This window comes from Lysinibacillus sp. OL1 (assembly GCF_004332175.1).
GTDB lineage: Bacteria > Bacillota > Bacilli > Bacillales_A > Planococcaceae > Lysinibacillus > Lysinibacillus capsici.
Genome location: NZ_SJDS01000001.1, coordinates 711,329 through 732,518, shown reverse-complemented (window position 1 = coordinate 732,518; position 21,190 = coordinate 711,329). Strand labels below are relative to the sequence as shown.

Annotated in this window: 22 protein-coding genes and 1 other annotated feature; of the genes, 2 read left to right on the top strand and 20 right to left on the bottom strand. The window is 37.3% G+C overall.

The genetic code is table 11. The annotated features are described in order from the left end of the window. Nucleotides 1–116: 116 nt before the first annotated feature. From EW028_RS03720 to EW028_RS03710, 3 genes are all read right to left on the bottom strand, one after another. A complete protein-coding gene (locus EW028_RS03720; RefSeq protein ID WP_131519919.1) occupies nucleotides 117–302 on the bottom strand; it encodes a hypothetical protein in 186 nt (61 codons plus the stop codon). 104 nt (nucleotides 303–406) lie between these two features. After that, a complete protein-coding gene (locus tag EW028_RS03715; protein ID WP_048390622.1) occupies nucleotides 407–1,765 on the bottom strand; it encodes an aspartate kinase in 1,359 nt (452 codons plus the stop codon). A gap of 512 nt (nucleotides 1,766–2,277) precedes the next feature. Further along, nucleotides 2,278–3,030 carry a glucose 1-dehydrogenase gene (locus EW028_RS03710; RefSeq protein WP_004228793.1) on the bottom strand — a complete coding sequence of 251 codons (753 nt, stop codon included), beginning with the start codon at nucleotides 3,028–3,030 and terminating at the stop codon, nucleotides 2,278–2,280. A 202-nt stretch (nucleotides 3,031–3,232) separates the two neighbouring features. Between EW028_RS03710 and EW028_RS03705 the strand changes: the two genes are divergently transcribed. Further along, nucleotides 3,233–3,844, top strand: a complete 612-nt coding sequence (locus EW028_RS03705) for a TetR/AcrR family transcriptional regulator (protein ID WP_131519918.1) — start codon at nucleotides 3,233–3,235, stop codon at nucleotides 3,842–3,844. A gap of 84 nt (nucleotides 3,845–3,928) precedes the next feature. Here the strand turns inward: EW028_RS03705 and EW028_RS03700 are convergent, their stop codons facing one another. From EW028_RS03700 to EW028_RS03640, 13 genes are all read right to left on the bottom strand, one after another. Further along, nucleotides 3,929–4,774, bottom strand: a complete 846-nt coding sequence (locus EW028_RS03700) for a nucleotidyltransferase (RefSeq protein WP_131519917.1) — start codon at nucleotides 4,772–4,774, stop codon at nucleotides 3,929–3,931. 107 nt (nucleotides 4,775–4,881) lie between these two features. Continuing rightward, entirely contained in the window at nucleotides 4,882–7,011 is a 2,130-nt protein-coding gene (locus EW028_RS03695) for a type IA DNA topoisomerase (protein WP_131519916.1), read from the bottom strand. Nucleotides 7,012–7,171: 160 nt separating this feature from the next. Continuing rightward, nucleotides 7,172–8,272 carry an alpha/beta hydrolase gene (locus EW028_RS03690; protein WP_131519915.1) on the bottom strand — a complete coding sequence of 367 codons (1,101 nt, stop codon included), beginning with the start codon at nucleotides 8,270–8,272 and terminating at the stop codon, nucleotides 7,172–7,174. A 544-nt stretch (nucleotides 8,273–8,816) separates the two neighbouring features. Continuing rightward, nucleotides 8,817–9,641 (bottom strand): copper amine oxidase N-terminal domain-containing protein, encoded by an 825-nt coding sequence (locus EW028_RS03685; protein WP_131520022.1) that lies wholly within the window; start codon nucleotides 9,639–9,641, stop codon nucleotides 8,817–8,819. Nucleotides 9,642–9,854: 213 nt separating this feature from the next. Next, on the bottom strand, nucleotides 9,855–10,970 hold the full coding sequence (locus tag EW028_RS03680) for a hypothetical protein (protein ID WP_131519914.1): 1,116 nt from the start codon (nucleotides 10,968–10,970) through the stop codon (nucleotides 9,855–9,857). After that, a complete protein-coding gene (locus tag EW028_RS03675; RefSeq protein ID WP_016994968.1) occupies nucleotides 10,957–11,454 on the bottom strand; it encodes an RNA polymerase sigma factor in 498 nt (165 codons plus the stop codon). The genes EW028_RS03680 and EW028_RS03675 overlap by 14 nt, the downstream gene beginning before the upstream one ends. A gap of 243 nt (nucleotides 11,455–11,697) precedes the next feature. Next, on the bottom strand, nucleotides 11,698–12,201 hold the full coding sequence (locus EW028_RS03670; RefSeq protein WP_131519913.1) for a hypothetical protein: 504 nt from the start codon (nucleotides 12,199–12,201) through the stop codon (nucleotides 11,698–11,700). 106 nt (nucleotides 12,202–12,307) lie between these two features. Then, on the bottom strand, nucleotides 12,308–12,814 hold the full coding sequence (locus tag EW028_RS03665; RefSeq protein WP_081010929.1) for a GNAT family N-acetyltransferase: 507 nt from the start codon (nucleotides 12,812–12,814) through the stop codon (nucleotides 12,308–12,310). Nucleotides 12,815–12,904: 90 nt separating this feature from the next. Beyond that, the gene (locus EW028_RS03660; RefSeq protein WP_131519912.1) at nucleotides 12,905–13,135 is read right to left on the bottom strand and encodes a hypothetical protein; all 231 of its coding nucleotides are present in this window, start codon (nucleotides 13,133–13,135) and stop codon (nucleotides 12,905–12,907) included. A 753-nt stretch (nucleotides 13,136–13,888) separates the two neighbouring features. Next, nucleotides 13,889–14,137 (bottom strand) — a binding site (T-box leader). Between the two features lie 140 nt (nucleotides 14,138–14,277). Continuing rightward, nucleotides 14,278–14,589, bottom strand: a complete 312-nt coding sequence (locus EW028_RS03655; protein WP_054548778.1) for a hypothetical protein — start codon at nucleotides 14,587–14,589, stop codon at nucleotides 14,278–14,280. 155 nt (nucleotides 14,590–14,744) lie between these two features. Further along, the gene (locus EW028_RS03650) at nucleotides 14,745–15,338 is read right to left on the bottom strand and encodes a VanZ family protein (protein WP_131519911.1); all 594 of its coding nucleotides are present in this window, start codon (nucleotides 15,336–15,338) and stop codon (nucleotides 14,745–14,747) included. Nucleotides 15,339–15,515: 177 nt separating this feature from the next. After that, a complete protein-coding gene (locus tag EW028_RS03645) occupies nucleotides 15,516–16,007 on the bottom strand; it encodes a hypothetical protein (protein WP_054548804.1) in 492 nt (163 codons plus the stop codon). Then, entirely contained in the window at nucleotides 15,997–16,212 is a 216-nt protein-coding gene (locus EW028_RS03640) for a helix-turn-helix transcriptional regulator (RefSeq protein ID WP_054548780.1), read from the bottom strand. The genes EW028_RS03645 and EW028_RS03640 overlap by 11 nt, the downstream gene beginning before the upstream one ends. 227 nt (nucleotides 16,213–16,439) lie before the next feature. On the opposite strand from EW028_RS03640, the gene EW028_RS03635 reads away from it, so the two are divergent. Next, a complete protein-coding gene (locus EW028_RS03635) occupies nucleotides 16,440–16,931 on the top strand; it encodes a DinB family protein (protein ID WP_131519910.1) in 492 nt (163 codons plus the stop codon). 165 nt (nucleotides 16,932–17,096) lie between these two features. Here EW028_RS03635 and EW028_RS03630 read toward each other — a convergent pair whose 3' ends face one another. From EW028_RS03630 to EW028_RS03615, 4 genes are all read right to left on the bottom strand, one after another. Next, nucleotides 17,097–17,990 carry an SDR family oxidoreductase gene (locus tag EW028_RS03630; protein WP_131519909.1) on the bottom strand — a complete coding sequence of 298 codons (894 nt, stop codon included), beginning with the start codon at nucleotides 17,988–17,990 and terminating at the stop codon, nucleotides 17,097–17,099. Nucleotides 17,991–18,277: 287 nt separating this feature from the next. Continuing rightward, nucleotides 18,278–19,216, bottom strand: coding sequence for an oxygen-dependent tRNA uridine(34) hydroxylase TrhO (gene trhO, locus EW028_RS03625; RefSeq protein WP_054548782.1), 939 nt, complete (start codon nucleotides 19,214–19,216; stop codon nucleotides 18,278–18,280). A 165-nt stretch (nucleotides 19,217–19,381) separates the two neighbouring features. Beyond that, nucleotides 19,382–19,810: a hypothetical protein gene (locus EW028_RS03620; protein ID WP_048390590.1), complete on the bottom strand. Its 429-nt coding sequence runs from the start codon at nucleotides 19,808–19,810 to the stop codon at nucleotides 19,382–19,384. 169 nt (nucleotides 19,811–19,979) lie between these two features. Next, nucleotides 19,980–21,161: a NupC/NupG family nucleoside CNT transporter gene (locus EW028_RS03615; RefSeq protein WP_048390691.1), complete on the bottom strand. Its 1,182-nt coding sequence runs from the start codon at nucleotides 21,159–21,161 to the stop codon at nucleotides 19,980–19,982. Nucleotides 21,162–21,190: the final 29 nt, after the last annotated feature.

The window sequence follows — 21,190 nt, the reverse complement described above, 5'->3', positions numbered from 1 at the left end:
AATTTGAACCTTCTGAACATTTGTACAGAATAACAACTTCATAATACTCAAATTATTTATTTTCTTTGAAATTGTATCATAACTTTGGCGATTGTCACAATTCCATTTTCAAAGTGTTATTGCTGCTTTTGTTTGAGATTCTTAAAGCGGATGACAGAGCCGATGATAATAAAGACCCATCCAATGCCTATGTAGACAATTTTCATTGTTTTTGTCGATGACGGTAAAATATCCATAATCGTTAAACAGACAAAAAGTATTCCAATGACCGAAAAAAGCATACCAATTGTTAAATTCTTCACGAATAACCCTCCCAACTATGTACGCCCTCGATTTTACCGTATTCTCAGCAAAAAGAAAACACTAATCCAAGCAAGAAACACTTGGATTAGTGACGATTGTGTCATTATGCTTTTGCATGGGCAAAAAACTCTTCATATAACGCTTGTAAAATGCGGTTTTCATATTCCTGAAGGACACCAAACACGAGGCTCACTTCAGAAGAACCTTGATTGATCATTTCAATATTTGCGCCAGTTTTTGAAATCGCTGTGGCAGCACGGGCAGCTAATCCTGTGTTATGACGCATCCCTTCGCCCACAATCACGATCATGGAAAAACCGTGACGCATTTCTACATACTCTGCATGTAGCTCTTCTTTCACACGACTAAGAATGCGTGCTTCATTTTCTGGTGTTAGTTGATTCGAACGCATGATGACAGAAATATCGTCTAAACCAGATGGTGTGTGTTCATAAGAAATATTTTCATCTTCTAAAATTTGGAGTAGCTTACGTCCAAAGCCTACCTCACGATTCATCAAATATTTAGAGACATATAAAGTTGAAAAGCCACTGTCTGCCGAAATACCTGTAACTGGACGACCTGTTGCAGGACGGCTTGGTACAATACGTGTACCTGGGGCTGATGGATTATTTGTATTTTTTATGTTAACGGGCACCCCAATCTTGTAGACAGGCATTAACGCTTCATCATGGAACACTGAAAAGCCTGCATATGATAATTCGCGCATTTCGCGATACGTAATTTCTTTAATTTCCACTGGATCGTTGACGACTTTCGGATTCGCGGAGAACACACAATCCACATCCGTAAAGTTTTCATACAGCTCCGCTTCAACGGCTGCTGCTAAAATAGAGCCTGTAATATCAGAGCCACCGCGGTCAAATGTTCGCAATACGCCCGCTTTAGTGTAACCGAAGAACCCTGGGAACACAATAATTTCTTTTGTGTCTTTTAAAGGGGCTAAATTAGCATACGCTTCAGGTAATGCAAAGGTTCTTTCTGGTAAATCATTGACCACTAAACCTTCTTTAGGACTGACATAGCGTGCGGGCATACCAATGGCATTAAAGTAAGCGGCAATAAGCTTGGCGTTATTATCTTCACCTGCTGCTTTAATACTATCGATGAATAATTCCACATTTGTTTTGTCACCTTGTACACGTTCACGTAAATCTTCTGCGATTACGTCACAAATGGCATTATCTAGCCCCAAACCATCAGCAATCGCTCTAAAACGATCCACAACAGTTTGCAATTTTTCCTCTGTATTCTCTTGTAGTAACGCTGCATTTGCTAATTGTATTAATAGGTCAGTTACTTTTATATCGTCACCAGAACGTTTCCCTGGTGCTGAAACGGCAACAATCTTACGCGCCGGATTAGATTTTACAATGTTTGCTACTTTTTGTATTTGTTCTGCACTTGCTACAGATGTTCCACCAAATTTACACACGATCATATCTATCAAATCCTAACTTTTTCAAATTAATTGTATTCCTCCACAAAACAATTGACTGTACACAGTGTACAAATTATCGTTTCCTACGTCAATACAATTTAAAAAATTCACGCAATTTTTCGAGAAATATGGACAATTTTCGTACTGTTTGATTTATTATACGGATTTCACATGAAATAGTTAAGGTTTTTGTGAATTTTTTTTCGTGACGTTCACATAATCGTGAAATTTTCGGTTTTGACTTTCTTCTATATAAATGAAGAAAACGCTTACTCCATTTATGATATGCACAAATATCCACTATGTCTGTGCTATTTTTGTATGTATCAAGGATTCCTTCAGCAGGGATTTCTCTTTTATTTATTTGGTTTATCGCTCGTTATCGAGGATTTATTGCTTAATCGCAGGTATGACCGCGTTTATCTTCACTCGATTTGCCGGTATTCACCCTCGTCCATATAAAAAAACTAGGCTCACGTCGAGTGATGCCTAGTTTTGATTTTGCTATTGGATTAAATGGCTGTCCAGCCGCCATCAATTACGAGCTCTGCGCCTGTCATAAAGCGGGATTCGTCTGATGCTAAGAACACTACGCCATAAGCTACATCTTCAGGTTCACCGAAGTATGGTAATTGCGTGTAAGCTTGATAGTATGGCAATGCACCGCCCTCTTCCATCGTAGGCGCTGTCATTGGTGTTACAATAATGCCTGGATGAACAGAATTCACACGAATTTTATCTTTACCATATTCAATCGCAGCCGATTTAGAAAGCACACGAAGCGCTCCTTTTGCTGCTGTATAAGGGCTTGTACCAGCCATTCCCACGATTCCACCGATCGAAGAAATATTGATAATTGAACCACCGCCAGCTTTTTGCATTTCAGGAATCACATATTTCATGCCAATGATACAACCATTCAGGTTAATATCCATAATTTTATTCCATTCAGCCATTTCCATGTTGGCAATTGTTTTAGGTGATGAAACGCCCGCATTGTTGACGAGGATATCCACTTTGCCATATGCCTTTACAGCCTCGGCAATCACTGCTTTCCACTCATCCTCAGAAGTAACATTATGTTGAAGACCAATAATGTCCCCACCATTTTCTTTAATTTCTTTTACTAAATTATTCAAGGGCTCGATTTGTACATCTGTTGCAATAACCTTTGCGCCTTCTTGTGCAAATAGTTTTGCCTCAGAAGCGCCCATTCCCATTGCTGCTCCTGTAATAATTGCTACTTTCCCATTTAAACGACCCATCATAAATCTCCCTTTCTTCTATATAAATGAACAATTCGTGAACACGTTAACAACTAGTTGTATTATCGACACGGTGTCGTTAATATAATTATAACGCGCAATTGAAAAAGGGCAAACAACACCAAAGCCCAAAATGATGCTTTCACAACACTTGCAATCGGACTGTTGTTTAAATAGAAAATTTAATACAAGGAGCTTCAAAATGTCGAAAAAAACGGACCCTCGCGTCATCAGAACGCGCCAATTATTAAGAGATGCACTAGTGGCATTAATTGATGAACAAGGCTATGAAAAGATTACGGTACAAGATATTACACAACGGGCTACATTAAACCGTGCCACTTTTTATTTACATTACCGTGATAAATTAGACCTTCTCTATCAAAGCTCAGAAGAAGCCTTGCATGAGCTTGTAAGTAGTATTCACCCACCCTTCGAAGAGAAGAAGGATTTTGATTTATTACCAAATTATGACCAGCCACATGAGACATTTATGCATTTATTTGAACAAATAGCGCTGAATAGTAAACTATACAAGGTCTATCTCACAGAAAAAAATATCCCTTATTTCTCCGATGGCCTTAAAGACATTATTATCAATTTTGTCTCGAGCGGCATTCAAATGATGGAGCCTGACGACCAAAAGCTGACCGTGCCGCGCGAAATGGCCGTCCGTTTTTATGCAGCCGCCTTTCTTGAAGTAATCGTCTGGTGGTTAGAAAATGATATGCCCTATACCCCCAAATTTATGGCGACCCAGTTAATGCGTATTACCATTAAAGGCCCTTATATTGACAACCCTTTTGAAAGATAAAGCAGAACACCAAATTTCAATTAACAACAAAAACAAAAGGTAATCACAACGCATATGTGATTACCTTTCTCTATTTGTCTCGAGTTATACGATTTTCATGTTTAATTCTCTAGTAGGGTTATAGAATTGTAACCATTTCTCCGCTTCACTGACCATCCACGTTCCAAATTCATTTAAAAACAATAACAAAACGTTCGTATCGATTATGGGTGTTATTGCATATTCAAGTGCCCTTCTCATGTCGCTTTCCTTGTCAGGGAAATATTCTGAGAACCGTTTATAGGAGGGGTATAAATCCCTTGTATAGGTGTTTTCCTTCGTTATGACAAGTGCAAGCCCTGCTCTTACTATAATTTTCATAATCCACTTACAACAATCTTTAATATCCTCTCTATCCGAATTATCTTGAAGATCATCACAGGCATTTTTTATTTGCCCCTGCAATTGGATAAGGTGGTCATTCGCTAAAGCCTCGTTCGCTTTATATCTTGGTAATCGAGTTATTAAATCCTCTCCAAACACACATATACTATGGGTTTGGAGGATGAAACTAATGATTGAAAAAGATGTCGTATTTAAAATATCTTCTTTGCCGAATACACTTAGCTCAATCCCATCTACACAATGATGGTTTTGAGTTAACGCTTGCTCTACATCTTTTATCCGCTTTACCTGCTGTTTTTTAGGATTTTGCTTCGTGACCGCTATTGTGTCTAAGTCAGCTACTCCTTCAATACCTATACCCTTTGGAATCGATCCCCTTATATAAATGCTATGTAAGTCATCTTGGAGAAGGGTGCGATAGGTATGAACCACATCGTTGATGACAGCAAGAAAAATAGGGTTGATTTTATTCCAATCTGCATGATTAATTATGTATCCATCACTATCCGTCAGACATAAGCTGCCAATTTCTTTTATAGTCGTCATTACATCGCTCCTTTTAGGTGACTGATTTACTTAAAAATAGGATAGCATGTCCTATACAAACACACTATCCTACTTTCATGTTGGAAGTCCTTTGAAACTAACAGCATTTACTTTTCTTTAAATTCAAATTCAATTTTTCCTTCTACCAAACGTAGGGCTGCATTAAATTGTTTGCCATTCTTTGATTTAAAGCCTTTCATCATAGCAGTTTTCCCACTCTTACATAAATCATGGATGTTTTTTTCCGTTAGTTTTTTTCCTAATAGCCTTTGTGGGAACGTTTGCTTACAACCATTTTTATAATTCGAACAACCATAAAAGGTTTTACGCAAGCCTATTTTCCCTTCCTTGCATGCTGGACACATGGCAATATCTTTTACCACGGCTGGTTTAAACTGCTCTGCTTCAATTGTCAGTGCCTCTAACTGTTTAGGCACCTCTGCTATTAATTGATGAATAAACTTGCCTATGCTCTCAATAAAATGCTTGGCAGAGCCTTCCCCATGGCCAATTTTATGTAAGTAAATTTCCCATTTGGCCGTCATAGAAGGACTTGACAATAATGTTCCTTCAATTGCCTGACATAAAAGCTGTCCTTTCGGTGTAATGCTCACGATATTTTTTCGTACTTCAATAAATCCATGCTTCTTAATCGTCTCAATAATGCCACTCCGAGTTGCTTCCGTCCCAATCCCTTCAATCGATTGCAGCACCTCGATTTCCTCTTCATCCTCAACCGATTTACCACAGGTTTTCATCATCGTAATGAGTTGACCTTCTGTATAGGGCTTCGGAGGTGTTGTCGTGCCTTCTACAATAGCAATCTTACTTTGTACCAGCTCATCTTGGAAGACAACAGGTAAAGACTCCTCACGCGCCTGCACCTCTGTCTCATTTGAAAATAATTCTTTCCAGCCTTTGACAAGCTCTGTTTTCCCTACTGTTTTAAACTCTACATTTTTGACATTCGTGATAATCGTTTTTTCATCGTATTCATAATCCTGATGAAACATAGCGAGTGTCGTATTGAGGATTTCAAAATAAATATTTCGTTCATCAGCATTCATGGATTGCAACGCTTTGGCGGTCGGTATTTTTTTCGTTGGAATTATCGCATAGTGCTCCCCAACATTGGCACTGTCGACATAGCGCTTGTTCTTCCCTCTATTGATTGGTTGAAATGCTTTTCCCACGAGCTGCTGATAGTTTCCTAATGATTCATTTAAATAAGCAAACTCATTATGTGTAATGAGCTGTGAATCGGTACGTGGGTAAGAAACGAGCTTTTTCTCATAAAGTGATTGCGTAAGTTTCAACACATGTGATGGACTGTATTTCCAACGTTTATTGGCAGCCGCTTGTAAAGTTGATAGCGCATGTAGTTTAGGTGGTGCCATCCGCTTCGTTTTGTTCGTGACACTTGTAATGAGACCTGTATCATTCGGTTCAATCCCATGCTGTTGCAATAACTGCACTGCCTCAGCCCGCTCTTTTGTCTTTAGCTTCGCCTTCCCTTTATATACACCATTTTGAGCTTTAAATACCCCTTCGATTTCATAAAATTTTTCAGGCTTGAACTGTTCAATTTCCTGCTGTCTTTTATAAATTAAATAGACGGTTGGCGATTGTACTCGTCCGATGGAGATACTGCCCTTGAAGCCCTTTTTCTGCAACAGTAGCGTATAGAGGCGACTACAGTTCATACCTACTAGCCAATCGCTAATTTGACGCGTTTTGGCTTCTTGGTACATAAGCAAATCACGCTCATTACCTTGCATATGATTAAAACCTTTTCGGATTTCCTCCACTTCTAATGAATTGATCCATAATCGTTTAACTGGCTTATTTACTTTTGTCATTTTCAAAAGGGAGTAGAAGATATTTGAACCCTCACGTTCACTATCACAGCAGTTATAAATCATTGTTACTTGGGGATCACTAAAGATTTTTTTGACTGCATTGAATTGTGGATACATTTTAGAGACCACTTTATCTTCAAATTTTTGCGGAATGATCGGTAATGAAGCAAGCGACCACTTCTCCCATTCCTTTTGATATTCTTTCGGCTCCTTTAATTCAACAAGATGACCAACTGCCCAGGTAATAACTGCACCATGAGGAAAAGTAGCACAAGGTTCCAGTTCAATAAAGGTTTTCTCTTTTTGCTTCACTTTAAAGGCGTCTGCATATGCTCTTGCTTGAGATGGTTTCTCTGCTAATATAGCAATTTTCCCCATTTATCATCACATCTTCTTTACAATATTTTAGTAGCTTTTCTATAAAAACATAAAACTCAACTAATCAGATTAGTTGAGTTGATGGTGAAATACCTTACTACTATTTTACTTTAAACCATATAAAATAGCACTTACTAAAATCTTTGACCTCTTAAGCAAATTATAAAGAAGCAAAAATTTTCTTTACCCATTCAAGATACGCTCGCATATAGTATTCCTGCTTAAAGCCATGATTCTGGTCCTCTGCTACTATCACAGTCACATCCGCGTCTGCGTTTCGTGCAGATTGGATATACTCCTGTGGACCTTTTACCCCGATTGCTAAATCCTTTGTCCCATAAGCTATAAACTGAGGTATATGAGCTGTTCTGAAATGCGTAGATAAATCTGTCTGCTGCAAGAGCTCTTCACGTTTTTCTGGATTTCTGACATCTTCATCATTAAAAGAAGCAAAGAGCATGGGCACATTATAGCGATACGTCAATGCAGGGTAAATCATAGCAGCAGATGCTACTTGATCATCAACAGCATCAATGGCATCAGGCTGATAACTAGCAGGAAACAGATTTTCTCCCTGAATAAGGTTAATAAAGCTACCCGTTTGATAGCCTCCAGCACTAAAACCTATTAAACCAATTCGATCTGGATGGAGACCATAATCATTGGCATGATAACGTAGAAATCGGACGGCACGCTGAACATCTAGCTGTGGAATAGGCCACTCATAGGGATTGGAACGATAGTGGAGAACGAATGCATTAATACCTGCTTTATTTAATGATGCAGCTACTTCCTTTCCTTCCGCTGTTCCTCCATCCATTTCCTTAAAGCCATAACCACCACCTGGCATAATAATGACGGCACTGTAACTGTTCGCTACCGTATATGGAATCAGATAGGGCTCATCTTCATAGGTTGATTTTTCATAGCCCCCTTCAATTTCATAGACATAGGTAAAGGTATCAATGGCCGCTTCATTGTCTTTATAGTCTTCTCCCACAATGCCAGTGGAAAATTTGAATGTCGCCAAAAGTCTGTTAGGATTGCCCTTAATATTCATATCGTCAAGTTTACTTCCCGAATGATTACCTGCCACTTCTTCTCCCCATATCTCCACCTTGTCTTCAATATCCGCAACTGGCTTGCCTGGTTTATTTCCTAACGGATTAATCACAAGAATAGCGTATCCAACCCCCATAAACAAAGTCAGTATAACTAGAAGGATTCCTGCCATCTTGGCTATTTTCTTCACTACCCTCATCATCATAACCTCCATTAAATTTACTTATGTATCGTTTACTATTTATTATCTCGGGTAAAGGATTATTAACCTTTAGCTCATTCTTTAGCAAATAACGATTGAAGATCTTGTATAGCATCATTACAAAGTTTTTATTCTTTCATTTTCTAAAGGATTAAAATGACCCTTTAGAGGAAGCATGACGCATTCCTTACTAAAGAAATTTCTGAAGACCACAAATTTTTTAAAAACTGCATACGTACCTTGTAATGACGTAAACTATAAAAACACAACAATAATTCTTTCGGAATATGAGGTAGGTATTGTAAAAAAGAAGGAGGGATACGATGTTTGATGAAGCTGCATATTTTATTTTTAGAGCGCTGTTAATTTTAACTGTTTTGGTTGTTGTGGTTGGAATCCCACTTGGTGAAACACTGATTAGAAAAAAATAAAACTGCATCTAAATGGATGCAGTTTTTGATTTTTATCCTACTTTGTGTCGATAATATTGGAATTGGTGAATTAGTGACCATATAGAACCCCGTTTATACTATTATCCACCTTATGGAACTGTATTACTCATAACCGTCACAAAGCCGTTCAACGAGGCTGTATCAATTAATTGAAGTATTCCCAGTCTTGCGGTATCACTGTAGACATACCAATGATTTGCAGTAGTATCATGCACCAAAACTCCGCCCAAGTCCCCCGTGGAAAAATAAATATCAAACCGTTTGATACTGTTAGAGTCTTGGTCTAAAAAATCAAATTGCGCAGTTTTATCATAGTCTCCTACTGGAATGGGATGAGAATCCCAAGGATTATAAGTAGGTGCTTCGATTTTACTTCCATTATTTTTTATAAAAGTATTATAAATAGCTTCGTTATAACCATTCCCATTGATTTGCTGTACGACTCCGCCTAATGTCATATGATATTCGTATTGCAATGCTTTTACTTTTATACCATCAATAAAGAGAGGCTGTGTCTCAACCGTTACTGTACCGTTTTTGTAAGTGATATTGCTGCCAAATGTTTCGGCAAGAAAACGCATCGGAACAAAAGTACGATTATTCTTCATATATGGCTTTACATCAAGCGTTTCTGTTTTACCGTTTTTCACCACTTGATTACGATTAAGTTTTAGTGTTACCTGTATATCGTTTTTAGTAAGGGTGATTTGGGCATCCGTCCATACAACATTTACCCCTAAATTTTCACTAATTACACGTAAAGGAACCATTGTCCGATTACTTTTAACTTCTGGATTTACATCAGATGCAATTGTAACACCGTCAACTTTTATTTGAAAATCGGCTGCATATGCCGGTGACGAAGTCATGATTAGAATCAACCCAAGAAAAATTCCTGAGAACACTTTTTTCAACATTGAACACTCCTTTTCTTAAAACTCACTATTCTCCCCAAAAATACATTCCACTAAAATATTTTACCATAAAAATCCACCTATATCGTTAAACTATCCTGCTCTTTATTCAATCTACATGACCTATAAAAGAAGACGCGTTTCGAAATAAACGCGTCCGATTGTTAGATAAAGATACTGATGAAAATTAGAGTTGATGTCCTTTCTAAAAACCTAATAAATTCCCCTACTAAAGGCTGGCTGCCAAATTCCTTGGGCATTTTTCTCCATACCTAGCTCTGTTGGTCCTTCAAGTGAAATAAATTTTACAACACCTGTTGTATCTGTTTGTTGCTCAAACTCCGCATGTTCTAGCCCAGCAAAGAGGTTTGCAATAATAAGGCGATTTATTTCCTTTGTAAACAACTCCTGACGTACGATTTTCGTTTTCTCATAATATCTTCGAACACTTTCTGTTTCTTCGTTCTTATTTGTTGTGAACAATGCTTCATATGTTTTAAAATCTTTTTCAATATCACTCATTAAAAACATTTTAGTAATCGCTTGGGGTGTCATATTTTTTAACTTTTCAATATTATAATCCGTTTTAAAGGCATTAAAAACTTGCTGCTCCTCTTCAGTCAATTCAAATGTTAGCTCAAAATTTTGGAAGCCTACGACCTTACCGACTAATTGCCCCTCACTAATTTTCATAATCGTATGACCTTCGTCACTGTCATAAACAACCATTTCTTTTTCTTTCGCAGAAATCGATTTGTCATTGAATGGCGCTGGTCTTGTTCCAAAATTATGAAAAAAGTAAGGATTTTTCATTGGGTCATTGATATCCTCTTTTTTTATTTGCTCATTTAATCCATGAACTTTTAATGGGGTATTCTCTACTAAAATTTGCCCTTGCTTCATTGTTACATGATCATTCCCTAATCCTAATACAGTTGAAACGACAAGCCCATCCGTTCCATAAAAAGCAACATAATCTCCATACGTAATGGGGGCTTCCTTATCGATAATCATTGGCAAAAAATGCAGCATCCATTGTTTCCCAAGTAGATGGGCATAGTTCGGCTCAATGATGTCTAGAGAGGAAACATCATCGACAATTGGTAATAGCTCATTTTGCTGACTTGCGTTTTGTAGGTTATTCTTTTGAGAAAATTCAACGAATAGCATGAACCCAATCATGAAAAAAGCTGCAATAGATACGGAGACAACCTGCCAGTTCAACTTTCTTTTCATGGGTTTCTTTTGCAATATACGTTGCTTGATGTCATTTGTAAATGGGGCATCATGTCGCAATTCTTCTTTTAGCTTGTCTTTAAATTCCTTCATAAAATATTGCCTCCAGTTCCGGATTTGTTTTCAACAATTCTCTCGCTCGACGAATCCTTGTACGAACGGTGTTTTGTGAGACATTTAATAAACTAGCAATCTCAGAAACATCAAATTCTTCATAATAAAACAGTACAATGACTTCCCTATAATGAAGTGGTAAGGCAAAGACAATTTGCTTTAAAGTTGCAAAATCTTCAGTTGCTATATATGTTTGCTCTACGGAGGGTTCAGTTCTACCTAGTGGTAAAAGCTTTGAAATAAATGATTTTCTCTTTTGTTTACGTAGTTCATCGTGACAGCAATTAATAGCGATACGGGTTAAATACGTTTTCAATGAAGCATCTTTTCTAAAATCGTCTTTATGTAATAAGTACTTCATGAGTACGTCCTGTGTAATCTCCTCTGCAAGCTGAAAATCCTTCATATATAAATAGCTAAGATGATACAAATATTCACCATATTGTTCTACGATTTGTTCCAACAACAGCTCACCTCGTTTCAATCCTACTACTTAGACGCTCGTTTTCTAGAAAATTGTTCAATCTCCTGGAAATATTTTAGAGTAGCCTTTTTATCAAGATTGCAGTAGTATGCAATGCACTTCTAGATGATGCAACAGTACCTATGTATTAGATGGGCTTACTGATAATGGCCCTTTTCATGAAGAAAGACGCTTTCCTATTATTTCAGATAAGCGTCCCAGAAGATCATTATTCAACTTTACCTATAGTTCGTTCAAGAAGGACTGTTCTTTTTTCGATTTGTTAAATAAATCTACTCTTTCTTTTATACTTTCGTTCTTACTAGTATCCCACCATTCAACGACCACATAAATCTCATGTATATCTTTCAGTGTAATAAAGTCACCATTTTTATTGATGTATGGCCCTGCAATAGCACCAGTTGTATATTCTGCTATATTCGTCTCACCAGTAACTGAATCAGTATGAACTACTGAATCATCACTCTCGATAACCACATGCGTTTCAAAGTGGAAGAAATCTGTCATATACGTATTGACGTTTTTCATTTTTAAGGTCCCAAATCCTGCTTTAAAGTCTTCTGGTGTTATAACAATTTCATACCCAGTTAGATTCCAGCTTTCACTTTCACCCATCAATAATAAATAATAAGTATTACCACTTTTTTGAGCATTGCAGCCAGATAGTACAAAGAACGACAACATCAAATAAATGCAAGGCACTAACCCTTTTATATATTTCTTCATTCAATCCCCCTTTGAAAAATGAATGCAATTCAATTCTTTAAAAGAAAAAGACACGTTCCTATATTAACGCGCCCTTTTCTGGAATAAAAAATGAGTTACTAACTATTCATAAACTTTTGTAGGCAACTTGAACGATTTGTTGTTCACCATTCTTCTCAAAAATCTTATAATTTTTCATCCCGATTTTTTCCGCAACTTTTTGGGATGGGATATTTTTTAAGGTCGTGTATGAAAATATTTCAGAATAGCCCAGAACATTCCATGCATATTCCTTACAAGCAGATGCCGCTTCTGTCGCATACCCCTTATTCCAATACGCTTTAATAATGTGAAAACCGATTTCAGGTAACCATACACCGTCAATGTTCTGCATGGTTATTCCACAATCACCGATAAATAGATCTCCTTCTTTTAAAACAACTGCCCATAGTCCGTGATTATATTGCTTATAATTTTTCTCATTCCATCTGATCCAATTTTTAACCTCTTCTTGATTAAAGGGATGAGGGTAATATTGCATAGATTCGGGGTCGGAAAGCACTTTTGATAATTCATGATGATCGTCCATTTTTAACGCTCTAAGGTATAATCGTTCCGTCTCGATTATCTTCAAAATACCCACCCTTTGCTTTTAATATATTTTGCTACAATATTTCATTTAGAAATGTGCAGTACCTGTTTTTACCCATTTGAAGCCAAAAAGTTACCCAAAGTAATGATGGACACACCAAACAACAAGAAACAGACTTACTATCCCCCAAGCAGTGGTACTCCATATCCACCAAACTACAGATCTTGCTTTTGATGAATTTCCCTCTTCTTCCATATTCAATTTTATAAAAGCGACCTTACTTTCCATATCTTTTTTCATAGAAGCGAGCACAACAAATCCAATTATTATGAAACCAATAGTTACCAAAAGTAGTAGGTCCACCTTTACACTCCCTTTATAGAATTGAATTTCACCGCAATTTATTATAATAATTAGATTCTACAAAGATAACAATATACCTTGTGTTAATTCAAGTGCGTTTAAGTATATCATGTATTAAAATGCTGAAACTTAAAGTGCCAGAAGCTTTGTTTGGAAACTTTACTTAAAAGAATGTTATTCAACAATTGGACCCAATGTTAAGATAAACACGCAAATGTAAGATGTATTGCTTTACTCAACAATATGACCCTTAAATGAAAAAGAGCAAAATAGATGGCCCTATCCCTCACTTTGCCTACTCTATCCATCACTTTTCACCTTGTATCCGCTACTTTTCATGTTTTAACCACTACTTCAGAGCCTATCCCTCACTTTGCCTGCTCTATCCATCACTTTTCACGTTGTATCCGCTACTTTTCATGTTTTAACCGCCTTTTTAGAACCTATCCCTCACTTTGCCTGCTCTATCCATCACTTTTCACGTTGTATCCGCTACTTTTCATGTTTTAACCGCTACTTTAGAGCCTATTCCTCACTTTGCCTGCTCTGCCATTTGAGTGGTTGAACTAGAGTCATAAAATAAACCGACCCAATGGATCCGCCAAGTGCAATTAATTGCATGTGACGCGTACTTAATTCCCGCTTTAGTTGTGAATCTTGATGATTATCTTTCATAATGCTTGCTCCTCATACATTTAGATTTTCAAATACTTGCTCAAAAAAGGAATAAAAAAAACGCCCTTTTGGATTAACCAAAAGGACGATTCAACTCGTGTTACCACCTTATTTATAAGCAATTCACATTACTTACCTTAAGAAGTACGGTCATTTGACGATACTCTCGCACATGATTACGGGTGCTTACGGGTGTAGCCAACTTAGAATGATCTTTTCGGTACACAGCTCCAAGATGAATTCTCAATCGTTTTACATGCACCTCTCATCAACCGGTAGCTTTCTGTTCGTAAAAATAATTGATACTATTTTTTTCATAGCCTTTGTTCTAGCCATCTCACGAGAAAGAGTAGATTTTCGCTAAATAAAGCGCCCGATTGTAAAAGTCCCAAAAATTACCATTATCTTCATTACACTCTCTGAAAACCAAAAATATATTTCAATCATACGAACAGGCAACGAATATCTTACTTTTTGTTCTTTTGATATACAATAAAAGTAAGGCCATTTAATAGCAATGTAAAAATGAGAAGAACTGCTGTGGCTATCACGACTGCACGTGTCGTGTCCATGAGTGCCGTCCAATCCTCAATTTTTACTAAATGATAATTATAAAACATCTGAAAACTAATTGAAATAGCGCAGGCACTGATGCTGAGAACGGCAAGGATGCCCCAATTAGAATGTTCATGTTTTTTATTTCCCATTAGATAAATAACCGGAAGTATCCAAGCGATTATTCCTAGTAAGAGACTGCCAATATTAAGCCAACCAATCATAACGAATCCCTCTTTCTATTTGTATTGCCGTTTAACAATACTTAACGGTAAATTGTAGGAAAGGTTTCAAATAACTGTATTATTCAACAATATTGCCATTTAAAAGAAAAAGACACGTTGATAAATAAACGCGCCCAATTGCCGAAAACTATTATTCAATTAAAACTACCATTATAAACTTTATCTTTTCGCTTCATTTGTATATGCGTAAATATTTTCACTATTAATATACCAATTATTCCACCAAGTATATTACATAACAAGTAGATAGCATCTATAGAACCAATGTTCCTAGGAACTAAACTAAACGACCCTAATAGTAGACGTAAAAGCTCTGTACCTAAACAACACAATATCACTAGAAAAATGGCTTTATTTATATTTTTAAAATGGAAAAGAATGCATAAAAATATCCCTAAAGGAAGTAATAATAAAAAATTATAAACTATAGATGAATAGCTCCACAAATACATATTGAAGTGGATACTATCAAAAATTCCAAACCAATCATTAGCTGTAATAAAACGTCTACTCTTGTCTGCTGGATTTAGAGGTAAAAGTGTTATTCCCCCTACTTTAATTTGAAGTAAACATAGTAAATAGAAGAGAAAGCTGTATAAAGTAACACGTCTTTGATTACTCTTGATTTCTTTTCTAAAGTAATCAAGAAATACATCTATAAAAATATAGACCAACAACACTAAAAATCCGAAAGGAACAATATTATATAGAACATAGTTTGTATGCAAGTAAACACCTCCCAAATTTTGTAACAACTATCATTTTACTTATTTTAACAATGTTAGTCAAATAGTGTTCTTCCACTACCATTTTTTCATTTAGCTGTTTTTATTGTCATTATAAAAAACACCCCCATAGACCACCATATCTATAGGGGAAAAAACGGTACGATATTCGTATGAAGTTTAGTAGGTTACCTCGGAATCTTTTCGCTTCGGAATAAGTGCAGTAAAAAGTGCAATTAAATTAGGTGGAATGCTAAATAATAAAAACAGCCAGTTTGTCGTCAGGATCGAGATGATCGTGAATACAATAATGGACGTCATGAAGACGAATAGGCCCACCTTCACACGCGAGGGCTGTAACGGGGCTGCGCTGGACATATTGATGGTCATCATAATTCCGATGATTCCCCAACTCGCTACGTGTGTTAATAAAAGGATACCTAAAACCATGGCAGTGCTTAATTCAATCCCAAAACTGAGTAACGTAAAGAAAACATACAGCGCTCCTAATGTCACATACCATGAATAGGATCTCGCCTTTTGCCAAATATGATAGTACAGCTCGTCTAAACCTCTGTTTTTTCTAGCTTTCTGTCGCCCGAACCACCATCCAAGGAGTCCACCAATCACTCCCCCATACAATCCAATCATACCCCAGATATTAATCTCCATCATTCATTCTCCCCTCTTCAAATATAAACACTTCTTCAATTGTGCTATTGAACGCTTTGGATATGTTGTAGGCAAGCTCTAAGGATGGATTGAATTTGCCTGATTCAATAGCAATGATTGATTGCCGTGAAACGCCAACTTGTTTCGACAACTCTTCCTGCGTAATCTTGTTCAATTTTCGTAATTCTCGAATTCTGTTTTTCATAATGCCTCCTTTATAAATGTAAAGCAAACTATACATTTAATGTTAAGTAAAGTTTACTTTACATCACTACGTATGTCAAGCAAACTTTACAATTTGATTTTTAGTTAGATGAAATGGCAATGTCGAGTAAAGAACAACAAAATTCTATTACTATGTACTATTTTCGGAAAATTTGATAAATTAATAGTAAGGAATGTTTTGAGCGTTACAAAAAGGAGGTTATCCAAATGAGTAAAAAAGAGCTCTTGCAAAATGGAGTCAATCAGGTTTTTTACGAAGAGGAATGGTACCCACCGTTATCAGAAGCATTAAAGAATCTCACTGCTGCGCAAGCTAGTTGGCAACCAGAAGGAAATGCCGCTAATACGATATGGGAAAATGTAAACCATTTATTAATCTTTAAAGAGCGCTTACTTTCTCGCTTACATAAAGATGAGACATTTGTTGCTCCACAAAATAATGATGAAACGTTTGTCCAAGGCGGAGCTCATGATGAAGATGCTTGGCAAGAAACAGTGAATCGAACCCTTCACGTACATGATGCCCTACAATCTTCATTAGCATCCTTGCATGAAGAGGCATTAGATCAACCTAGTCCCGCTCTTCCAGTTTGGCAACAATATCTAAATATCCTTTTGCACGACGCTTACCATACAGGACAAATTGTTCAACTTCGTAAACTACAAGGTTCATGGCCAGCTAAGCGCTCCTACTTATAAACGAGGATTCAAATTGGTGACGGAAAAGCAGATGCCCCCTTAAGTTAGAGACAAACTACTAACTATAGGGGGCATAGCATTTAATTCGTTTCATTATCAATCTTAAGCTGTTTATCTAACATAAACAGTAGAACATCACTAATGTCGAGAGTGGTTTTAGTAAGTTTATAAGTCTATCGGCTTACCACCTGTCACTCCATAAATCTGACCCGTGATATAACTTCCTTCATCCGAGGCCAGAAGAACATAAACGGGTGCAAGCTCTACTGGCTGTCCCGCACGGCCGAGAGGCGTATTTTGACCAAACTCAGGAATCTCTCCTTCTAATTTCCCGTTATCTAGCTGAAGCGGCGTCCAAATCGGGCCAGGTGCAACACCATTGACACGGACACCTTTAGAAGCAAAGTACGAGGATAGGGATACCATAAAGTTGCTTATTGCACCTTTTGTCGCGGCATAATCCATTAAAGATGAGGATGGATCGAAAGATTGAACCGATGTGGTGGTGATAATTGCACTTCCTGGTTCCAAATGTTCTTCAGCAGCTTTTACGGTCTCGAACATGCTGATGATGTTTACTTTGAAAGTGTCTTGCACTTGTTTAATTGTTAAGTCACTTAGGGATGGCTGTGCGATCTGTTGCGCAGCATTTAATACAAGAATGTCCAATCCGCCAAAGGCTTCTATGGTTTTTGTAACAATCTCTGTGGCCGCGTTATCTTCTCGCAAGTCATACGGTAGCAGTAATGCTTTTCTTCCTGCTTTTTCAATTAATTCTTTAACGACGTTGGCATCTTCCTCTTCACCAGGGAAGAATTGTATGGCTACATTGGCTCCTTCACGTGCATAGGCAATAGCGGCAGCACGGCCAATCCCAGAATCGCCTCCTGTAATTAAGGCATTGCGCCCTCCTAGACGATTGTATCCTTTATATGATTCTTCTCCGCAGTCAGGTTTGGGGATCATTCCACGCTGTAGCGCTGGCGTGTTCTGTTCCTGATTTGGGAATTTTTCGGTATGAAATTTTTTACGTGGATCGGTTAGATGTGGGTTTCCCATCAGCTATCATCTCCTATTTTGATTAATTCGTGACAAACACTTTGTGTGCTTACACTGTTACATTTTGTTGAATACCCTCTGAACATTTACTTTAAACAGCATCAGATTTCTTCTGCCCTTCCACCAATGATGGAGTCATTTACATTTTCCTTACAAAAGAAAAAACACCCTATATAAGCGAGCAGACTAGTCCAATGTTGAAATGGATAGTTTGAACACTTACATTGAGTGTTTGAAGAACCTCTATAAAGTAGGTTATGAAAGATATTTAATAACGCTTTGTTTGTTTAAATTAACGCCTCAATTGCTTGAGCTACTTGCTCTTCTGTTAAATTGTGACGCACGATGTAACGATTGCGCGCATGCTTTGTACATTCGATTGTACAGCCACCTAAATGCTTTGCTTCATTTTCTTCAGATGCGATGATTTGCTTGTTACATTCAGGATTTGCACAGTTAATGTAGCGTTCACAAGGTTCACCGTCATAGTGATCACGACCGACAATCACATGCTCTACTTGATTGATTGGCACCGTTAAACGCTCATCGAAAACGTACATTTGCCCATCCCATAATTGACCTTTCGCCACAGGATCTTTTCCATATGTTGCTACACCACCATGTAATTGACCGACATTGCCAAAGCCTTCACGTTTCATCCAACCCGAAAACTTCTCACAACGAATACCACCCGTGCAATATGTTAAAACATTTTTCCCTTCGAATAGCTCACGGTTTGCACGGACCCATTCTGGTGTATCACGGAAATTTTTTACCTCTGGTCGAATCGCGCCACGAAAATGGCCGACATCGTATTCATACGTGTTACGCACATCTAATACTACTGTATTTTCATCTTGCATTTCAGCAAGGAATTGTTCTGGTGACAGGTAGCGACCTGTTAATTCATGTGGGTTGACGTCTTCTTCTAAGCCTAAGTTGACTAACTCAGGACGTGGGCGAACGTGCATTTTTTTGAATGCATGTCCTTCTGCCGCATCAATTTTAAAGACAATGCCTTCGAATAATGGGTCTGCTTGCATGTTTGCCATATATTGCTCTGTTTGCTCAATCGTCCCCGAAACAGTCCCGTTAATGCCCTCATTGGCTACTAAAATACGACCTTTTAAACCGATTTCTTTACACATTTCTAAGTGCGTTGCTGAAAACGTCTCTGGGTCTTCAATCTTCGTGTAATGGTAATATAATAAAACTCGATAATTCATTGTTTTCCACCTATCATTTCAATATTTGCAGGATATTCCTGATAGTGTCTTTTACGACCTATTAACCATAAAGGATAATCCGTTAATATGCTATCGGTAATTAGACTGAAATGAGTAGAAATAATTTTCCATATGCCGCTAGATAAAAAAAGACACATTCATTCGTTAAACAAATTTTATATTTTTCTTCACCGCATTTTCTACTAAAGCATAGAGTAAACTCGCAATACCAAAAATAAGCATCGAATTGATAATACTTAAATTATATTCTTCTATAAATCGCGAATCATAAATGATTACGAAAGAAAAAGCCCCTATTGCCCCACCAAATAAAGTGAAGGTAACCACTTTAAACAGCCAATTTTTCATAAAACGACTCACAATAAATGTTAGCGGTAAAAACGAAATCGGATAGAGAATAAAAGCAAAAGAGCCCATTAAGAACATATAGCCAACGCCTAAATCACGAAATCCCGTCATATATTCTGATGTCCTGATTTTTCTTCCTTCTAAAACTTCTAAGCCAAATCCAGCTAAGGCAAACAGCACTATAAAAGGTATCCACATGATTAAACAATGATAGAAAGTTTTCATTCTTATCCTTCCCCTTATGAATTTTTACTGCTGGTACAATTCAACCTCTTAATAGATCAAACGAAAATCATGGAAGAAAGTTACAATGTTTCTCACCTGACAAAAGATCAAAAAAAAGCATATTTTAGGGATTGATACGCCTAAAATATGCACCTCTCATTTCTTCTCTTTAAAACACAATCCCAATAATGATGGCTGATAGAACACTTACAAGTGAGGCACCGTATAGCAATTTTAATCCAAAGCGTGCCACTACATTGCCTTGCTTTTCATTTAACCCTTTTACGGCACCTACAATGGTACCAATTGAGCCAAAGTTAGCAAAGGATATGAGGAATACAGAGACAATCGCTGCTGTACGCTCACTGAAGCTATCTTGAATTTTAACGAAGTCCAGCATGGCAACGAATTCATTTGCCACAAGCTTTGTCGCCATGATACTCCCTGCATTCACAGCTTCATGCCAAGGTACACCCATGACAAACGCAATTGGGGCAAAGACATAGCCTAGGAAACCTTGGAATGTGATACCGAAAATGCCATCAAACACACCATTAATGAGGGCAATTAACCCTACAAAGCCTACTAACATAACCCCGACGATGATGGCTACCTTAAAACCGTCCATAATGTATTCGCCTAGCATTTCAAAAAACGTTTGCTTTTCACCTTCTTGCACTTCGATTATATCTTCCTCCGCTTGTACTTCATACGGGTTAATGATTGAGGCCACGATAAAACCACCAAACAAGTTTAATATGAGAGCTGCCACTACATACTTTGGCTCTAGCATCGTCATATAAGAGCCCACAATGGACATCGATACCGTTGACATCGCAGAAGCACATAAGGTATAAAGCCGATGCTTTGGTAAAAAGCCGATTTGATTTTTCACTGAAATGAATACTTCATTTTGCCCTACGATTGCCGCTGCAACCGCATTATAGGATTCTAGTTTTCCCATGCCATTGATTTTACTTAATACGAAACCTATATATTTAATCATAAACGGTAGAATTTTATAATGTTGCAATATGCCGATGATGGCTGACATAAATACGATTGGCATTAAAACATAGAGGAAAAATGTATGTGCACCCTCATTCGCCATCCCACCAAATACAAAATTTGTGCCTTCATTGGCATATTCAAGTAGTTTTGCAAAGCTATCAGCAAATCCTTTAATTAAAAATTCCCCAATACCTGTTTTCAGTAATAGAAACCCTAAAACAAGCTGGATAACAATCATCACAATGATTGGGCGGTATTTAATCTTTTTCTTATTATTACTTGCAAGCCATGCTAAAAATAGCACGAGTAGTAGACCTACTATCGAAATAATATAATGCATGTTGTCCCCTCCGTAACGAACAATGTTTT

Excerpts from the sequence above, each read along its gene's own strand:
- EW028_RS03715 (WP_048390622.1), bottom strand. The coding sequence starts at position 1,765 with ATGATCGTGTGTAAATTTGGTGGAACATCTGTAGCAAGTGCAGAACAA.
- EW028_RS03710 (WP_004228793.1), bottom strand. The coding sequence starts at position 3,030 with ATGGGTCGTTTAAATGGGAAAGTAGCAATTATTACAGGAGCAGCAATG.
- EW028_RS03705 (WP_131519918.1), top strand. The coding sequence starts at position 3,233 with ATGTCGAAAAAAACGGACCCTCGCGTCATCAGAACGCGCCAATTATTA.
- EW028_RS03700 (WP_131519917.1), bottom strand. The coding sequence starts at position 4,774 with ATGACGACTATAAAAGAAATTGGCAGCTTATGTCTGACGGATAGTGAT.
- EW028_RS03695 (WP_131519916.1), bottom strand. The coding sequence starts at position 7,011 with ATGGGGAAAATTGCTATATTAGCAGAGAAACCATCTCAAGCAAGAGCA.
- EW028_RS03690 (WP_131519915.1), bottom strand. The coding sequence starts at position 8,272 with ATGAGGGTAGTGAAGAAAATAGCCAAGATGGCAGGAATCCTTCTAGTT.
- EW028_RS03680 (WP_131519914.1), bottom strand. The coding sequence starts at position 10,970 with ATGAAGGAATTTAAAGACAAGCTAAAAGAAGAATTGCGACATGATGCC.
- EW028_RS03670 (WP_131519913.1), bottom strand. The coding sequence starts at position 12,201 with ATGAAGAAATATATAAAAGGGTTAGTGCCTTGCATTTATTTGATGTTG.
- EW028_RS03655 (WP_054548778.1), bottom strand. The coding sequence starts at position 14,589 with ATGATTGGTTGGCTTAATATTGGCAGTCTCTTACTAGGAATAATCGCT.
- EW028_RS03645 (WP_054548804.1), bottom strand. The coding sequence starts at position 16,007 with ATGGAGATTAATATCTGGGGTATGATTGGATTGTATGGGGGAGTGATT.
- EW028_RS03640 (WP_054548780.1), bottom strand. The coding sequence starts at position 16,212 with ATGAAAAACAGAATTCGAGAATTACGAAAATTGAACAAGATTACGCAG.
- EW028_RS03635 (WP_131519910.1), top strand. The coding sequence starts at position 16,440 with ATGAGTAAAAAAGAGCTCTTGCAAAATGGAGTCAATCAGGTTTTTTAC.
- EW028_RS03630 (WP_131519909.1), bottom strand. The coding sequence starts at position 17,990 with ATGGGAAACCCACATCTAACCGATCCACGTAAAAAATTTCATACCGAA.
- trhO (WP_054548782.1), bottom strand. The coding sequence starts at position 19,216 with ATGAATTATCGAGTTTTATTATATTACCATTACACGAAGATTGAAGAC.
- EW028_RS03620 (WP_048390590.1), bottom strand. The coding sequence starts at position 19,810 with ATGAAAACTTTCTATCATTGTTTAATCATGTGGATACCTTTTATAGTG.
- EW028_RS03615 (WP_048390691.1), bottom strand. The coding sequence starts at position 21,161 with ATGCATTATATTATTTCGATAGTAGGTCTACTACTCGTGCTATTTTTA.